The sequence below is a fragment of the Geodermatophilus sp. CPCC 205506 genome (assembly GCF_051383635.1).
Taxonomy (GTDB): Bacteria; Actinomycetota; Actinomycetes; order Mycobacteriales; family Geodermatophilaceae; genus Geodermatophilus.
In genome coordinates this window covers 17,316-30,494 of the sequence record NZ_JALPKP010000028.1, presented here as the reverse complement: position 1 = coordinate 30,494, position 13,179 = coordinate 17,316, and the positions used below count along the sequence as shown (strand labels likewise).

Annotated in this window: 12 protein-coding genes; 8 read left to right on the top strand and 4 right to left on the bottom strand. The window is 72.6% G+C overall.

The window, feature by feature from the left end; genetic code table 11:
* Positions 1-66 precede the first annotated feature (66 nt).
* The 3 genes from MY520_RS16585 (at position 67) to MY520_RS16575 (ending at position 3,753) form a co-directional block, all read left to right on the top strand.
* On the top strand, positions 67-2,388 hold the full coding sequence (locus MY520_RS16585; RefSeq protein ID WP_436693629.1) for a putative bifunctional diguanylate cyclase/phosphodiesterase: 2,322 nt from the start codon (positions 67-69) through the stop codon (positions 2,386-2,388).
* 128 nt (positions 2,389-2,516) lie between these two features.
* Positions 2,517-2,948 carry an S-adenosylmethionine decarboxylase gene (locus MY520_RS16580; RefSeq protein WP_436693627.1) on the top strand — a complete coding sequence of 144 codons (432 nt, stop codon included), beginning with the start codon at positions 2,517-2,519 and terminating at the stop codon, positions 2,946-2,948.
* 1 nt (position 2,949) lies between these two features.
* Entirely contained in the window at positions 2,950-3,753 is an 804-nt protein-coding gene (locus MY520_RS16575; RefSeq protein WP_436693625.1) for a hypothetical protein, read from the top strand.
* 7 nt (positions 3,754-3,760) lie between these two features.
* Here MY520_RS16575 and MY520_RS16570 read toward each other — a convergent pair whose 3' ends face one another.
* The gene (locus MY520_RS16570; protein WP_436693623.1) at positions 3,761-4,111 is read right to left on the bottom strand and encodes a hypothetical protein; all 351 of its coding nucleotides are present in this window, start codon (positions 4,109-4,111) and stop codon (positions 3,761-3,763) included.
* A 206-nt stretch (positions 4,112-4,317) separates the two neighbouring features.
* Here MY520_RS16570 and MY520_RS16565 point away from each other — a divergent pair, with 206 nt between their 5' ends.
* Both MY520_RS16565 and MY520_RS16560 read left to right on the top strand, forming a co-directional pair.
* On the top strand, positions 4,318-5,376 hold the full coding sequence (locus MY520_RS16565) for an ATP-binding cassette domain-containing protein (RefSeq protein WP_436693621.1): 1,059 nt from the start codon (positions 4,318-4,320) through the stop codon (positions 5,374-5,376).
* A complete protein-coding gene (locus MY520_RS16560) occupies positions 5,373-6,131 on the top strand; it encodes an ABC transporter permease (RefSeq protein ID WP_436693619.1) in 759 nt (252 codons plus the stop codon). The genes MY520_RS16565 and MY520_RS16560 overlap by 4 nt, the downstream gene beginning before the upstream one ends.
* Positions 6,132-6,562: 431 nt before the next feature.
* On the opposite strand, the gene MY520_RS16555 is transcribed toward MY520_RS16560, so the two are convergent.
* Positions 6,563-7,096: a hypothetical protein gene (locus MY520_RS16555; RefSeq protein WP_436693617.1), complete on the bottom strand. Its 534-nt coding sequence runs from the start codon at positions 7,094-7,096 to the stop codon at positions 6,563-6,565.
* Positions 7,097-7,196: 100 nt separating this feature from the next.
* Here MY520_RS16555 and MY520_RS16550 point away from each other — a divergent pair, with 100 nt between their 5' ends.
* From MY520_RS16550 to MY520_RS16540, 3 genes are all read left to right on the top strand, one after another.
* The gene (locus MY520_RS16550) at positions 7,197-7,349 is read left to right on the top strand and encodes a hypothetical protein (RefSeq protein WP_436693615.1); all 153 of its coding nucleotides are present in this window, start codon (positions 7,197-7,199) and stop codon (positions 7,347-7,349) included.
* A gap of 8 nt (positions 7,350-7,357) precedes the next feature.
* Complete coding sequence (locus MY520_RS16545) at positions 7,358-8,224, top strand: class F sortase (RefSeq protein ID WP_436693613.1); 867 nt, start codon at positions 7,358-7,360, stop codon at positions 8,222-8,224.
* Positions 8,225-9,505: 1,281 nt separating this feature from the next.
* Positions 9,506-11,140 (top strand): GNAT family N-acetyltransferase, encoded by a 1,635-nt coding sequence (locus MY520_RS16540; RefSeq protein ID WP_436693611.1) that lies wholly within the window; start codon positions 9,506-9,508, stop codon positions 11,138-11,140.
* A 161-nt stretch (positions 11,141-11,301) separates the two neighbouring features.
* On the opposite strand, the gene MY520_RS16535 is transcribed toward MY520_RS16540, so the two are convergent.
* A complete protein-coding gene (locus tag MY520_RS16535; RefSeq protein WP_436693609.1) occupies positions 11,302-11,442 on the bottom strand; it encodes a hypothetical protein in 141 nt (46 codons plus the stop codon).
* 384 nt (positions 11,443-11,826) lie between these two features.
* Positions 11,827-13,125: an alpha/beta fold hydrolase gene (locus MY520_RS16530; protein WP_436693607.1), complete on the bottom strand. Its 1,299-nt coding sequence runs from the start codon at positions 13,123-13,125 to the stop codon at positions 11,827-11,829.
* Between the last annotated feature and the right edge of the window lie 54 nt (positions 13,126-13,179).

The following is a 13,179-nucleotide window of genomic DNA, read 5'->3' as shown; positions in this document are numbered from 1 at the left end:
ACCCGTTCAGGGGGGACGGGCGCGGTTCGGGTTCGGTCGTAGTGGTGTGTGGCCGATCCCAGAAGCATGAGAGAGCACGGGCAACCGCCGGCCGCGCGTCGGCCCGCCCCTGCCCTGTGTCTGACGATCGGCCTCGCGCTGCTGTTCGCCACCGGGGTCGGAGACCGGCCCGACGGCGTCGCGTGGGACCGGGCGTACGACGTCGTCCTGTTCAACCTGCCCTACCTGGCCGCCGCCGGAGCGTGCTTCGCCGCGGGGGTCCGGGTGCGGATCGAGCGCGTCGCCTGGATGGGTCTCGGCGTCGCCCTGACGCTGAGCGCGGTCGGCAACGCCCTGCGCGTGCTCGCCGCCGGGGTCGAGGGCAACGGACCGTCCTCCCCGCTGGCCAACGCGATCTCGCTCCTCGGTTACCTGACCCTCTACGTGCACGTCGTCGGGCTGATCCGGGCCCGGGTGCCCCGCTTCCACCCCAGCATGTGGCTGGACGGCGTCATCAGCGCCCTCGGCACCCTGTCCGCCGGTGTGGCGTTCGTGCTCGGTCCCTACCTCTACCCCGGCCCCGGCCGGCAGGCGGTGGCCGCCATCGAGATGGTGGGCCCGATGACGAGCGTGGTGCTCATCGCCGTCCTCGTCGCGGTCGGCTCCATCCTCGGGGTGCGGCTCGACCGCACGCTGCTCACGGTGGCCCTGGGGCTGTGCTTCATGTGCGCCTCGGACTTCATCCTGTTCGTGCTCAAGGTCCAGGACCGGTACGTCGACGGCGGCCCGCTGGAGCTCGGCTGGCTGGCCTGCATCGTCCTGGCCGCGACGGCCGCGACCGGTGCGCGTCACCGCCCGCCGCCGGTCGACGCGGGCGGCCGCTCCCGCATCGGGTGGCGGCTGCTGGCCGTGCCGCTCGCCTGCATCGTGGCCAGCCTGTTCGTCCTCAGTTCCGGCTGGACCCATCCGATGCCCGCCGTCTCCGCCTGGCTGGCCGTCGCCTGCGTGCTGGCCGGCATCGCCCGCATCGCGGTGACCTTCCGCGAGGTCCGCGGCTACCACCAGATCAAGCAGGAGGCCCGGACCGACGAGCTCACCGGCCTGGCCAACCGCCGCGCGCTGCTCGAGCGGGCGAAGCGGTTCGTCGCCACGGCCACGCCCGCTCGGCCCGCGGCCCTGCTGCTGCTCGACCTCGACGGGTTCAAGGAGGTCAACGACAGCCTCGGGCACGGAGCCGGCGACGACCTGCTGCGCCAGGTGGGTCCCCGCCTGCGCCTCGCCCTGCGCGCCGACGACGTCCTCGCCCGGCTCGGTGGCGACGAGTTCGCCGTCCTGCTGCCCGCGACCGACGCCGACGCCGCCCGGCTGCTCGCCGAGCGGCTGCGCCAGCTGCTGCTGCAGCCGTTCACGGTGGAGGGGGTCCGGCTGCACGTCGGCGTCAGCATCGGCGTCGCGACCACCCCCGCCCCGGCGGCCAGCGTGCAGGAACTGCTGCACTGCGCCGACATCGCGATGTACACCGCGAAGAGCGCCCGCGAGGGCGTGCACGTCTACGTCCCCGACCCCGTGACGGGGACGGGCGGCGGCGACCGGCTGCGCACCATGGAGGAGCTGCGGACCGCCCTGACCGGTGACGAGCTGGTGGTCTTCCTGCAGCCGCAGGTGGACCTGCGCGACGGCGGGGTCGTGGGCGCCGAGGCGCTGGTCCGCTGGCACCACCCCACCCGCGGACTGCTGTCGCCCGCCGAGCTGCTGCCCGCGGCGGAGCAGGCCGGGCTGCTGCGGCCGCTGACCGACACGGTGCTCGAGCTGGCCCTCGCGGCGACCCGCCGCTGGTGGCGCGAGCACGAGGTGCCCGTCTCGGTGAACCTCTCCGCGGCCAACGTCACCGACCTCGACCTGCCCGACAAGGTCGCCGCCGCGCTGCGCAGGCACGACCTGCCGGCGCAGGCGCTGACCTTGGAGCTGGTCGAGGACACCCTCATGGCCGATCCCGAGCGGGGCCGCGCCGTCCTGGCCGACCTGCGCCGGCTCGGCGTCCGGACGTCGATCGACGACTTCGGCACCGGGTACAGCTCGCTGGCCTACGTGCGGCACCTGCCCGCCGACGAGCTCAAGCTCGACCGGAGTCTCACCGCCGACGTCGACCGCGACCCGCGCGCCGCGGCGATCGTGCAGCACACCGTCGCCCTCGCCCACGACCTCGGGCTGAGCCTGGTGGCGGAGGGGGTGGAGACGCTCGCGACCAGCGTCGTGCTCGCCCGGCTCGGCTGCGACGTCGCCCAGGGATATGCGATCGCTCACCCCATGCCGGTCGACGACTTCCTCGCCTGGCTGGTGGCCGCCGACTCCGGCCTCGTCGACGAGGCGCTGGTTCCCCAGCTCAACCGGGGTGCCACCGCGAACTGAGGCACCGGCCGACGGCCGCGCCGGAGCGCCGGTCGTGCCACAGCGCCGGCCGGGGTTCGTCACATCTCCACCACGCGACACGCGCGTCACTCCCGTGCTCTCCGCGGTCGTCCATGCACGCTGAGGTCATGACGCCATCCTCACCAGCCATCGAACTCCTGCGTCCGCGCCTCGTCCGGGGCGCCGACCGCCCGTCCCACCGCGGTGGGCCCGACGACTGGCGCGACCTCGCGCCCGAGATCCACCGTCAGCGGCTGGTCATCGAGGGCGTCCCGGCCCGTCCCGTCACGGACAGCCAGATCCGGCACTACCTCTCCGCGCTGTCCCGCGAGGTCGAGATGGTGCAGCTGCTCGAGCCGGTGACGCACCGCTCCGACCTGTACGGCTGGGCCGGCTGGATCCACTGGGAGACGTCGGGCGCCCACTTCTACGCGTGGGAGCAGCCGCGGCTGTTCTTCTCGGTCGACATCTACACCTGCAAGGCGTTCGACGTGGAGACCGCCGTGTCCTTCACCCGCGAGTTCCTGTCCGCGGGCACCATCGTCGCGAAGTCCTTCTGAGATGGCCCTCCGGCTGCTGGTCGCGGACTCCCCGGCCGAGCGGGCCGCCGCGCGGGACGTCGAGGCCCGGGTCTTCCTGCAGGCGTTCGGCAACACGCCGGAGGTCATGGAGCAGGAGTACGGCGCCTACCGCGACCGGTCCCGCTTCCTCGTGGTGCTCGACGACGCGGACGGGATGGCTCTGGGTGCTGCCCGGCTCATCGTCCCGGACGCCACCGGCGAGGTGAAGACGCTGACCGACGTCGCGGGCGAGCCCTGGCACCTCGACGTGCCGGACAGCCTCCGGACGGCGGGCCTGGCCGGGCGACCGGTCTGGGACGTGGCGAGCCTGGCCGTGGACCGGCGGTTCCGCAGCGGCGCGGCCGGCGCCGAGGTCACCCTCGCGCTCTGCCACGGCCTGCTGCGCCACTCGCAGCTCTGCGGCGCCGAGGGCCTGGTCACCATCCTCGACGACCGCGTCCTGCGGCTGCTGCGAGTGATGGGTGTGCCGTGGGCCCCGATGGCCGGCGCCTCGTCCCGCTTCTACCTGGGCTCGCCGGCCAGCACGCCGTGCGTCTGCCTCGTCGACTCCATCGGGCCGAACATCCGCGCGGTCCGGCCCGAGCTGGCGCCCGGCGTCGTCGACGGCGTCTTCACGTCGATCGCCGTGGACCCGGCCGACCTGCGCCCCGGCCGCGGCGCCCCGGTGCGGGAGACCGTCGCGCCCACCGGGCCGGTCATGGCACGGCGGGACACGACCGGCTGGCGGCCGCCGACCCACCGGCGCCCGGAGGTCGTCGCCGGGGCGCCGACCTCCGGGGCCTAGTCAGGGCTCAGGCCGCCAGCGGGTGGTGGTGGCACCGGCCGCCGGACGAGGCCCGGGCCGCGCACGGCGCGCCGGCCTTGGTCCGGCCGCCGGTGTCCCCGCAGCGAGCCGGGGCGGCCGCCGGGGCGACCGGCGCGGGCGCGGCCAGCCGGAGGAAGGGCAGGACGACGGCGTCACGGGTCGGCACCGCCGGAGCGGCGACGGCCTCGGCGGTGACGGTCCGCGGGGTGACGGTCCCCTCGGTGACGGGGAGCGGGGTCGCGGCGCGGCGACGGTCGGCCCGCCGGCGCAGGGCCGCGGCAGCGGTGAGTCCGGCGGTGAAGGCAGCGAGGGCGGTGGCGACGTGGCTGGTGCGCATGCCTTCGGTATCGGCGGTCCGGAGCGCGGGCGGAACACCCGTGGGGCGCCGTTTCTGGGGACCGGGCTGCGGCCCGATGACTTCCGGCCGGCGCCGGGGTCTGCATGCGTGGAATGCCGTTGACCCGTTTTCCGACGGGGGCCGAGCATGGATCCGGTTCGAGCCGCGACCGGTGCCGCGGTCGACGGGCAGGGGAGGGGCAGCGCGTGATCCGTGCACGGGGTCTGGTGCAGACCTTCACGACTCGTCAGGGCCGGGTCAGGACCGAGGTCCGGGCCGTCGACGGCGTCGACCTCGACGTCGCCGAGGGGGAGATCGTCGCGTTCCTCGGGCCCAACGGGGCCGGCAAGACCACCACGCTGCGGATGCTGACGACGCTGCTGAGGCCCACCGCCGGCACCGCGACGGTGGCCGGCTTCGACGTCGTCACGGAGTCGGTGCAGGTCCGCCGCAGCATCGGCTACGTCTCACAGGCCGGCGGGGCGTTCAGCGGCGCTCGCGCCGGCGATGAGGTCGTGGACCACGGGATGCTCTACGGGTTGCCCCGGGCGGTGGTCGAGGAGCGGGCCCGGCAGCTGTTCCAGCAGCTGCACCTGGAGGGGCTGTGGACCCGGATGCCGAAGAACATGTCCGGCGGCCAGAAGCGCCGGCTGGACATCGTCATGGGGCTGATCCACGAGCCGACGCTGATGTTCCTCGACGAGCCGACCACCGGCCTGGACCCCCAGGCGCGGGCGAACCTGTGGGAGCACATCCGCGACCTGCGGCACCGGCGCGGTGCGACGGTGTTCCTCACCACCCACTACCTGGACGAGGCCGACGCGCTGGCCGACCGGATCCTGATCATCGACCGTGGCCGGATCGTCGCCGCCGACACCGCCGACGACCTCAAGGCACAGGTCGCCGGCGACCTGGTCGACCTGGAGGTGGTGGACCGGGCTGACGTGCCGGAGGCGGTCCGCAAGCTCGCCGCCCTCACCGACGGGCACGCCGACGTCGAGGTGGACGACCGGCACATCCGCGGGCGGGTGCGCCGCGCCGGACGCATGGTGCCGGGGCTGCTGCGCGAGCTGGACCACTCCGCGATCGAGCTGGACTCGATCGAGGTGCACCGGCCGACCCTGGACGACGTGTTCCTGGCGCTGACCGGACGGTCCCTGCGCGACGCCGAGGCCGCAGCCACCGCCGCCACAGCGGACGCCGGCGGGGCGCCCGCGGACGGCGCCGAGACCGTGCCCGCCGCCGCCGAAGGAGCCCAGCGGTGACCACCTTCCTGCGCGAGTCCCGCATCGTCTTCCGGCGCCAGCTCCGGATGAACCTGCGCAACCCGGCCTGGGTGATCATCGGGGCGATCCAGCCGGTGCTGTACCTGCTGCTGTTCGGTCCGCTGCTGACGCCGCTGGTCGAACGGTTCGGCGCGACAAACGCCTACACCTTCTTCGTGCCCGGGATGCTGGTGCAGCTCGGCATCTTCGGTGCATTCTTCGCCGGGTTCAGCCTCATCGGGGAGTGGCGCGAGGGCGTCATCGAGGCCGAACGCGTCACCCCGGCCAGCCGGACGGCGCTGCTGGTCGGGCGGCTGGGCCGCGACCTGCTGCAGCTGCTCGTCCAGGCGCTGATCCTCATCGCCCTGGGCTACGCGCTGGGGATGGACGCGCCGATCCAGGGCATCGTCCTGGGCACCCTGCTCACCCTGCTCATCGGTGGCGCCTGCGCCGCGGCGTCCAACGCGCTGGCGCTGACCACCAAGAGCGAGGAGGTCATGGCGCCGGTGATCAACATGGTGATGATGCCGGTGCTGCTGCTGTCGGGGATCCTGCTGCCGATGACGATCGGTCCGCTGTGGCTGGAGCAGGCCAGCGGCTTCATGCCGATCCGGCACGTGGTCGACGCCGTCCGGAGCTCCTTCCTCGGCGACTTCACCTCGTCCGGACTGCTGTGGGGCACCCTGTGGGCGTTGGCGCTGTTCGCCGCCGCGGTCTGGTGGGGCACCGCCACGTTCCGCCGGGAGAACGCCTGACGTTGCTCCGGACGCCTGGGTTGCGGTGACGCCGCCGTGACGGCCGGGTGCTAGCAACTGGTCCACGGCGGTCCCACGCGATGCCGACGTCCGCGTCGCTGCGGGACACAAAGGGAAAGGGACGGCTTGATCGCGAATGGGCCGTCCCGACGGCACCGTCGCGAACGTGGCGAGTCGCCATTCGTGCTGCCCAGGCACGTGATCCGCGCCGGTCGTGGCTTCGTCCGCGGACAAGGATCTTGGTATTTCGCAGGTTCCAGTATTGCCACGCCCGAATGGGCTGAGTAGGAAGTCGGGAATCGGTTCTCCCCGGGTCCGGATCCTGTCCCTCACCGCTCTGGGTGGCGATCAATGCGAAGCATCAACGCATGTGCAGGTGCCCTCGTCACCGCCGCCGTCATCGCCATCCCCGTGGCGGCCACCGCCGACGACTACCCGACGAGCACGTCCGAGCCGACCACCTCGACATCGGTGGACATCGCGGCTACCCCCGTCACGGACCTCGATTGCTCCGACTTCGTGACCCAGTCGGCCGCCCAAGCCGAGCTGGTCCGGAATCCGAGCGATCCCCACAACCTGGACGCGGACGACGACGGCACGGCCTGCGAGACGCTCCCCGACGGTCTGGCCGAGGACAACACGCCCCTCCCGGGCAGCACCACGACCCCCACCACCACGGCCACCACCACGACTTCCACGACCACGACCACGACTCCCACGACCACGGCCACCACCACGACCTCGCGGCCGACGACGGCGGCCACCACCACGACCTCGCGGCCGACGACGACGGCCACCACCACGACCTCGCGGCCGACGACGACGGCCACCACCACGACTTCGCGGCCGACGACGACCGCCACCGCCACCACCTCGCGGCCGACGACGACCGCCACCGCCACCACCTCGCGGCCGACGACGACGGCCACCACCACCACCACGTCGAGGCCGACGACGACGGCCACCACCACGACCTCGAGGCCGACGACGACCTCGTCGAGCGCCACGGGTTCCGCCACCGCCACCGCCACTCAGACGACCACGGCAGCCGCGGCCAGCCAGGTCGTGGTCCGCCCCGCCGGCGGCGTGGGCGCCGGTGACGGCAGCACGGCCGAGGGCGGGAGCATGGCGATCCCCTACGCGATCGGCGCCCTCTTCCTGGTCGGGGCCGGCGGTGCCGCCGTCGCCTCCCGGCGCAGTTCCCGTCCACGCGCCTGAGGGCCCTCGTGGAGCCAGGCAACGGTCCCTCGGCCACCGAGGCCCCCGAGGGGACACTGCCGGTGGTCCGCCAGGTGCGCCGGCCGCCCGGTAGGCATCGTCCTGCCCGGCCCCGTGCGGGACGTGCCTGGGCCGCGGTGTCCGTCCTGCTGGCGCTCGTCGGCGTCGCGATCATCGCCTTCGCCCCGCGGGAGCAACCCAGCAGCGAGCCCGTCCGTCTCGACGTCCCCCTCGCTCTCGTGCCCCCACCACCCCCGACGGTGCTGCAGCCGGCGCCGGCGGAGGCGCCGCCTGACGGCAGTCCGGCGGAGGCACCGTCCTCCGGCGGTCCCGAGGAGGCGCCGCCTCCCGGTAGCCCGGCCGAGTCGCCGGCTCCCGTGCGCCCGGCCGCCGCCGGCGACCGGCCCGACGCGCCGCCGCTGCCCGCGAGCAGACCGGTCCGGGTGAGGATCCCCGTCCTCGGCGTGACCTCGTCCGTCATGGACCTCGACCTGCAGGCGGACGGCTCCATGGAGCTGCCTCCGGGCGCGTATCCGGTGGGTTGGTACAACCGCAGTTCCACGCCCGGGGAGGTCGGCCCTGCCGTGATCGTCGGGCACGTCGACTGGCATGGCGACCGAGGAGCCTTCTACGGTCTGCGGGCCATGCGGCCGGGAGACCGGGTCGTGGTCGATCGCGCCGACGGCACGACCGCCACCTTCCGGGTCGACCGGGTCGCGCGCTATGCCAAGGACGACTTCCCGACCGGCGAGGTCTACGGCGACGTCGGCTGGTCGGCCCTGCGGCTCATCACCTGCGGCGGTCGCTTCGACAGGAAGACGGGCGACTACGAGGACAACGTCATCGTCTTCGCCCGCCTCGTCAGCGCCGCCTGAGCAGCGACAGCCGGCCCGAGTTCCATGACCAGGGCCGGCCGGGGCCGAACGAGCCGGTGTCCCATGGCCGCCTTCCGGTTCCCTCCGGCGGTTGCCGATACGCCGGAGCCGGACCAGCCAGACGCCGCCGCTCGGGTGGCTCCTGACGGCAGCATGGGCAGTGCAGCGTGTCCGGTGAGTCGACGGCTGGGTGAAGATCCGTTTGTGCCTCGGCCCGGCTCGGTATCGCCGCGCTCGAGTGACAACTCGCGACGCGCTCGCCCTGCGGCCAGGGCAGCTTCTTGCGAGGCGGCCCGGTGCGCCCGCCGGCGCGGGACGACCCAGCCGGCACGCTGGAGCACCGACAGGCGGTGATCTACCTGCTGACTCCGGCGGAAATAACAGAATCAGACGCGTCAGGGTCGTCGTGCAATCCGCGAACCCGAATGCCCGCTGAGCCGAGGGTTACAGGGCGGAGGTCCCCGGCCGAGTGAGTTCCGTCGGCTGCCCCGGCAACCATGATGGGCCGCCCTGACCGTGTATCAGATCGCTCCCTCCCACCCTCCTCAGAACCGACGTCTTCCGTCTCGCGTCGAAGGAGGGTCGACCATGGGCAAGCTACTTCTGTGGACCGGGTTGGCTGTGCTCGTAGTGGGCCTCGGGATGCTCTTCCTACTTCCTGCCAGTCCCTACTGTCCTTACGCCGCAGGCATGGACTTCGTGGCCAGTGCCTGTGACGAGGCGCAGGAGGCCAGGGAGACGAGGACACCGCTCAGTGGGTCGCCGCGGTCGGCGGCGTGATGTCGGGTCTCGGGGCGCTCCTCCAGGCAGTCAAGAGGCGCTGACGGACCGGCAGTGCCGGCGCCACGTGCCGACGGTGACCGGCGCTGCCCCAGCGATCCGCGGGTGTGGAGGCTCGCCCACATGGCGTTGCTGCGCGTTGCAACGAGCGGCGCCGGCTTCGCCGACGGGCTGAGGCCTCCGACCAGCTGCACCACTTCCTGGGAAGTCACTCGGGCGTCGAGCCGCCCGGGAGGGTGACGGTCGGGGTCAGCTCAGCAATTGCACGATCGATCTCGACGGCGGCGATCACGACACCAGCGGCCGTCAAGAGATCCTCTCAGCAGTTGACCCCGCTGATCGCGGTATCGGCAGTCGAGGCGGGGGCGTGACCGCTCCGCCAGGAGGGCGACGCGGGCATCGTGACCCGACCTCTTGAGCCTCTGAGCCGTCGGGCTGCCACCCAGATCTCCTACGTCCAGGGCGATGCTTGGCCGGCTGTCCAGTGTCAGGGTGGATGGCATGACTGCGGGACGGACGGTCAAGCTGCAGTTCCAGGAGTCGGCGCGGAGGGCGGGCACCCACAGCAACCTCTCGGCCGTCCGCAGCGACGGCGTCGTCCTCTGGGTCGCCGGCGACGAGACCGCGACCATCGAGCGGTTGGTCGCCGACGCCCCGGACAAGCCGCACCGTTTCGCGGGCCAGGCCAGCTTCCGGCTCGCCGACTTCGTGCAGCTGCCCGTCGCCGACGAGTCGGACGGAGAGGACGAGGCCGACATCGAGGGACTGGCCCGGCACGGCAGTTTCCTGTGGGCGGTCGGGTCACACAGCCTGCGCCGCAAGCAGATCAAGTCCCGGCACAGCGGCGAGGAGGCTCTGCGCCGGCTGGCCGAGGTCTCCGGCCAGCCCAACCGCCAGATCCTCGTCCGACTGCCGGTCGGCGTCGTGGACGGCCTGCCGACCGTCGTGCCCGAGCTGGAGGAGGACGGCGTACGGCATCGCGCCGCCTCGTTCGGTCTGCATGGCACCGACTTGCGGCACGTCCTGGCCGACGACGAGCACGTGGGTCCGTTCCTGCCGCTGCCGGGCAAGGACAACGGGCTGGACGTCGAGGGCATCGCCGTCACCGGATCGCGGGTGTACCTGGGCCTGCGTGGGCCGGTGTTGCGCGGCTGGGCCGTGGTGCTGGAACTGCGACCCGAGGTCGACCCCGAGGCGCCGGAGCGGCTCCGCCTGACCCAGTTCGACGACGGCCGCCCGTATCGCAAGCACGTCCTGCTCCTGCGCGGCCTCGGGATCCGAGACCTCTGCCCGCACGGCGAGGACCTGCTGGTGCTGGCCGGGCCGACGATGGCACTCGACGGGCCGGTCCACGTCTTCCGCTGGCACGGGGCACTGCGGGCGGACGCGCCGAAGGTGGTCCGCGGCGACCTGCTCACGCGAGAGCTCACCCTGCCTTACGGCGACGGCTGCGATCACGCCGAGGGCATCGGAGTGATCGGCGCCGCTGACCGGCCGCGCCTGCTGGTCGTCTATGACAGCCCGTCACCGACTCGGCTCATCGCCGACGGGAGTGTCCTCGCCGACGTGGTCCGGCTGCCGTGTGCGGCGGGCCGCCCTGCGCGCGCCCGGGGTGGTGCGCTGTCGGAGCAGGAGCCGGCTGCGGGGGACACGACGCGGTGGAGCGAGAGGTCTCCAGGCATCCATCTACGGGAGATCACCGACGACAACCGCGAGGCAGTGCGCGCGCTGCGCGTTCGAGGTCGCCAACGGCGGTTCGTCGCCTCGGTGTCCCGCTCGCTCCGCGACGCCGCCAACGCGCCGAAGGCCAATCCCTGGTCCCGGGCCGTGTACTGCGGCGACGAACCGGTCGGCTTCGTGATGCTCTCCTGGAAGCCGCGGAAGGGCCCGTACCGAGGACGCCACTTCCTGTGGCGGCTGCTCGTCGACAAGAGGCACCAGGGGCGCGGGATCGGCCGGGTGGTGCTGACGCAGCTCGTCGACCTGGTGCGAGCCGATGGCGGCACCGAACTGCTGACGAGCTACGAGCCCGGCAAGGGAGAACCGTGGCCCTTCTACCAGCGGTTCGGCTTCCGGCCCACCGGGGAGATCGACGACGGCGAGATAGTCCTGCGGCTCCCGCTACCCGCCCGGTGAGCTCAGGCCGAACCGCGGGACGGGCTCCGCGGGCGTCACTTCACTCCAGCTCGCAGAGCGGTCCAGGCGCAGTCGATCACGACAGCCCGAACAGGTGAGCTGGTCCGGAATGACTCGCGGCCCGCGTCCCCGGTGGGACGCGGGCCGCTTCACAAGCTGGACTACTGGATGGCCCAGACTGCGGAGACGTCGTCGAATGAGAAGCTCTCCGACACCTCCACCCGATCACTCTCGATGGCGGTCGGCGGCACGTCCATGCACACCTGGTAGGACGCCGTGCCGCCGGCGAGGAGGGTGGGCACGTCGGACGCCTCGTTGGGGATCACCGCGGTGCGGCTGCCGGTGTCGTACTTCCGCGCGTCGGTGCCGATCTCGGTGTAGCGGTCGAGCCACGGATCGCCTCGTCCGCCCCGCTGTAGGTCACCGTGAGCGGCACGAGGACGTACTGCCCGGCGGTGGGGAGTTGAACTGGTTCTCCTCGGCCACGATGTCGTTGCCGTTGAGCGTGACCGAGTCAACGGTGACCACGTACTCGTTCAGCTGCCCGGGCTGGAGCGTGTGACCGGGATCGAACCGGCATGGCCAGCTCGGAAGGCCAGGCTTCCCAGCGTCCCTCTCGGCTGGTCAGAGCGTTGTCTGCCCTACACCGTGTCTCCGGCGTGCCTCTGTCTGAACAGGTCAGGTGGTCACGTTGGGTCCGTCGTCGTGCGGCCGGCGCGGACGGCGGTCACCACGGCGGTGACCTCGTCCACGACCAGTTGCGGCTGGCTGCCGGCGATGTCGTGGTCGCTGGTGGGGGAGACGACGTGGTGGGTGCCGGGCACCAGCGCGGCCAGCTCTGCCTGTTGCTCGCTCCAGAGCTGTTCGCGCGCTTCGTCGAGGCTTCCCGGTGGGAACTCGGTCGGGCGCCGGCTGAGCACCGAGAGCGGCATCGGCTGCAGCGGCCGCTCCGCGAGGGCCGTCGCAGTCTGGTTCTCGGCGGTGCAGATGTCGATCTGCTCGGGATCGGCCGCTCGTGGCTCCATCTGGCAGAGCGCGGCCCGCAGTCCTGGCCACTCCTCGGGCGGGACGAATGGCTTGACGATCTCTGTCGTGCGCTCGTGGGTAGCGGGGTGGACGCCGTCGATGAGTACCAGGCCGGCGACGTCGTCCGGGTGGCGGCTGGCGTAGAGCAGGTCGAACAGCCCGCCGTTGGACGCGCCGGCGAGCACGTACGGCCCGGGCACGTCGGCGGCCGCGAGCAGCGCCCGCAGGTCGTTCATGCGGTCTTCCGCCGTGCGCGGCGTCGGCGCCGGATCGCTGCGGCCTTCCGCCCCGGCCTGGCCGGCCGGGTCGTAGCTGCAGACCCGGGTGAGGTCGGACAGCTGCTGCTGGAGCGGGTGCCAGAAGTGGGTCAGCCCGTTGTCGAACACGACGGTGGGGCTGCCGCCGCCGGTGCAGTGAAGGAAGAGTTGCCGGCCGTCGACCTCGTGCCAGCCGTCGTAGTCGCCCTCCGGTACGAGGGTGGGTGGTGCCGGGCTGGCCGAGATCTGGTCGATCAGACCGTCCGAGACGCCGAGCGCCACGGCTATCCGCTGCCCCGACTCCGCGTCGCCGAGCGCCATGGCCTGGTCGGCTCGGGGTGGGTACGCGAAGCCGGCGAAAGTGGCCGGGCCGACGTCGGACAGCGCGGTCCGGAACGCCTCGAGGAGCTGTTCCGGTGGCTGCACGGCCTGCAGCTCGGGCGTGAGATGGTCCCGGACCTGTTCGACGGTGAGATCGGCGGCGCCGCCGCCGAGCTGCTCGAAGACCCAGGTCAGCTGGTCGCCCAGCGGGCCGTCCGGCAGCCGGTGTTGCGGGCGGCAGCCGTGCAGCTCGTAGGCGTCGAAGGCGGAGCAGTAGCGAGCCGCTTCCTGTTCCGGGCCGGATGCCTCCGAGTCGGCGCAGGCTCCGGTGAGCGCGGTGACCACCACCGCGCAGGCTGCGACTGCGGCGTCGATCCGCATGTCGGGACCTCCTTGATCGGGTGGGTCTCTGGGTCGGTCCGGTCCGTGGGTCGG

Excerpts from the sequence above, each read along its gene's own strand:
- MY520_RS16540 (WP_436693611.1), top strand. The coding sequence starts at position 9,506 with ATGACTGCGGGACGGACGGTCAAGCTGCAGTTCCAGGAGTCGGCGCGG.
- MY520_RS16585 (WP_436693629.1), top strand. The coding sequence starts at position 67 with ATGAGAGAGCACGGGCAACCGCCGGCCGCGCGTCGGCCCGCCCCTGCC.
- MY520_RS16575 (WP_436693625.1), top strand. The coding sequence starts at position 2,950 with ATGGCCCTCCGGCTGCTGGTCGCGGACTCCCCGGCCGAGCGGGCCGCC.
- MY520_RS16580 (WP_436693627.1), top strand. The coding sequence starts at position 2,517 with ATGACGCCATCCTCACCAGCCATCGAACTCCTGCGTCCGCGCCTCGTC.
- MY520_RS16570 (WP_436693623.1), bottom strand. The coding sequence starts at position 4,111 with ATGCGCACCAGCCACGTCGCCACCGCCCTCGCTGCCTTCACCGCCGGA.
- MY520_RS16530 (WP_436693607.1), bottom strand. The coding sequence starts at position 13,125 with ATGCGGATCGACGCCGCAGTCGCAGCCTGCGCGGTGGTGGTCACCGCG.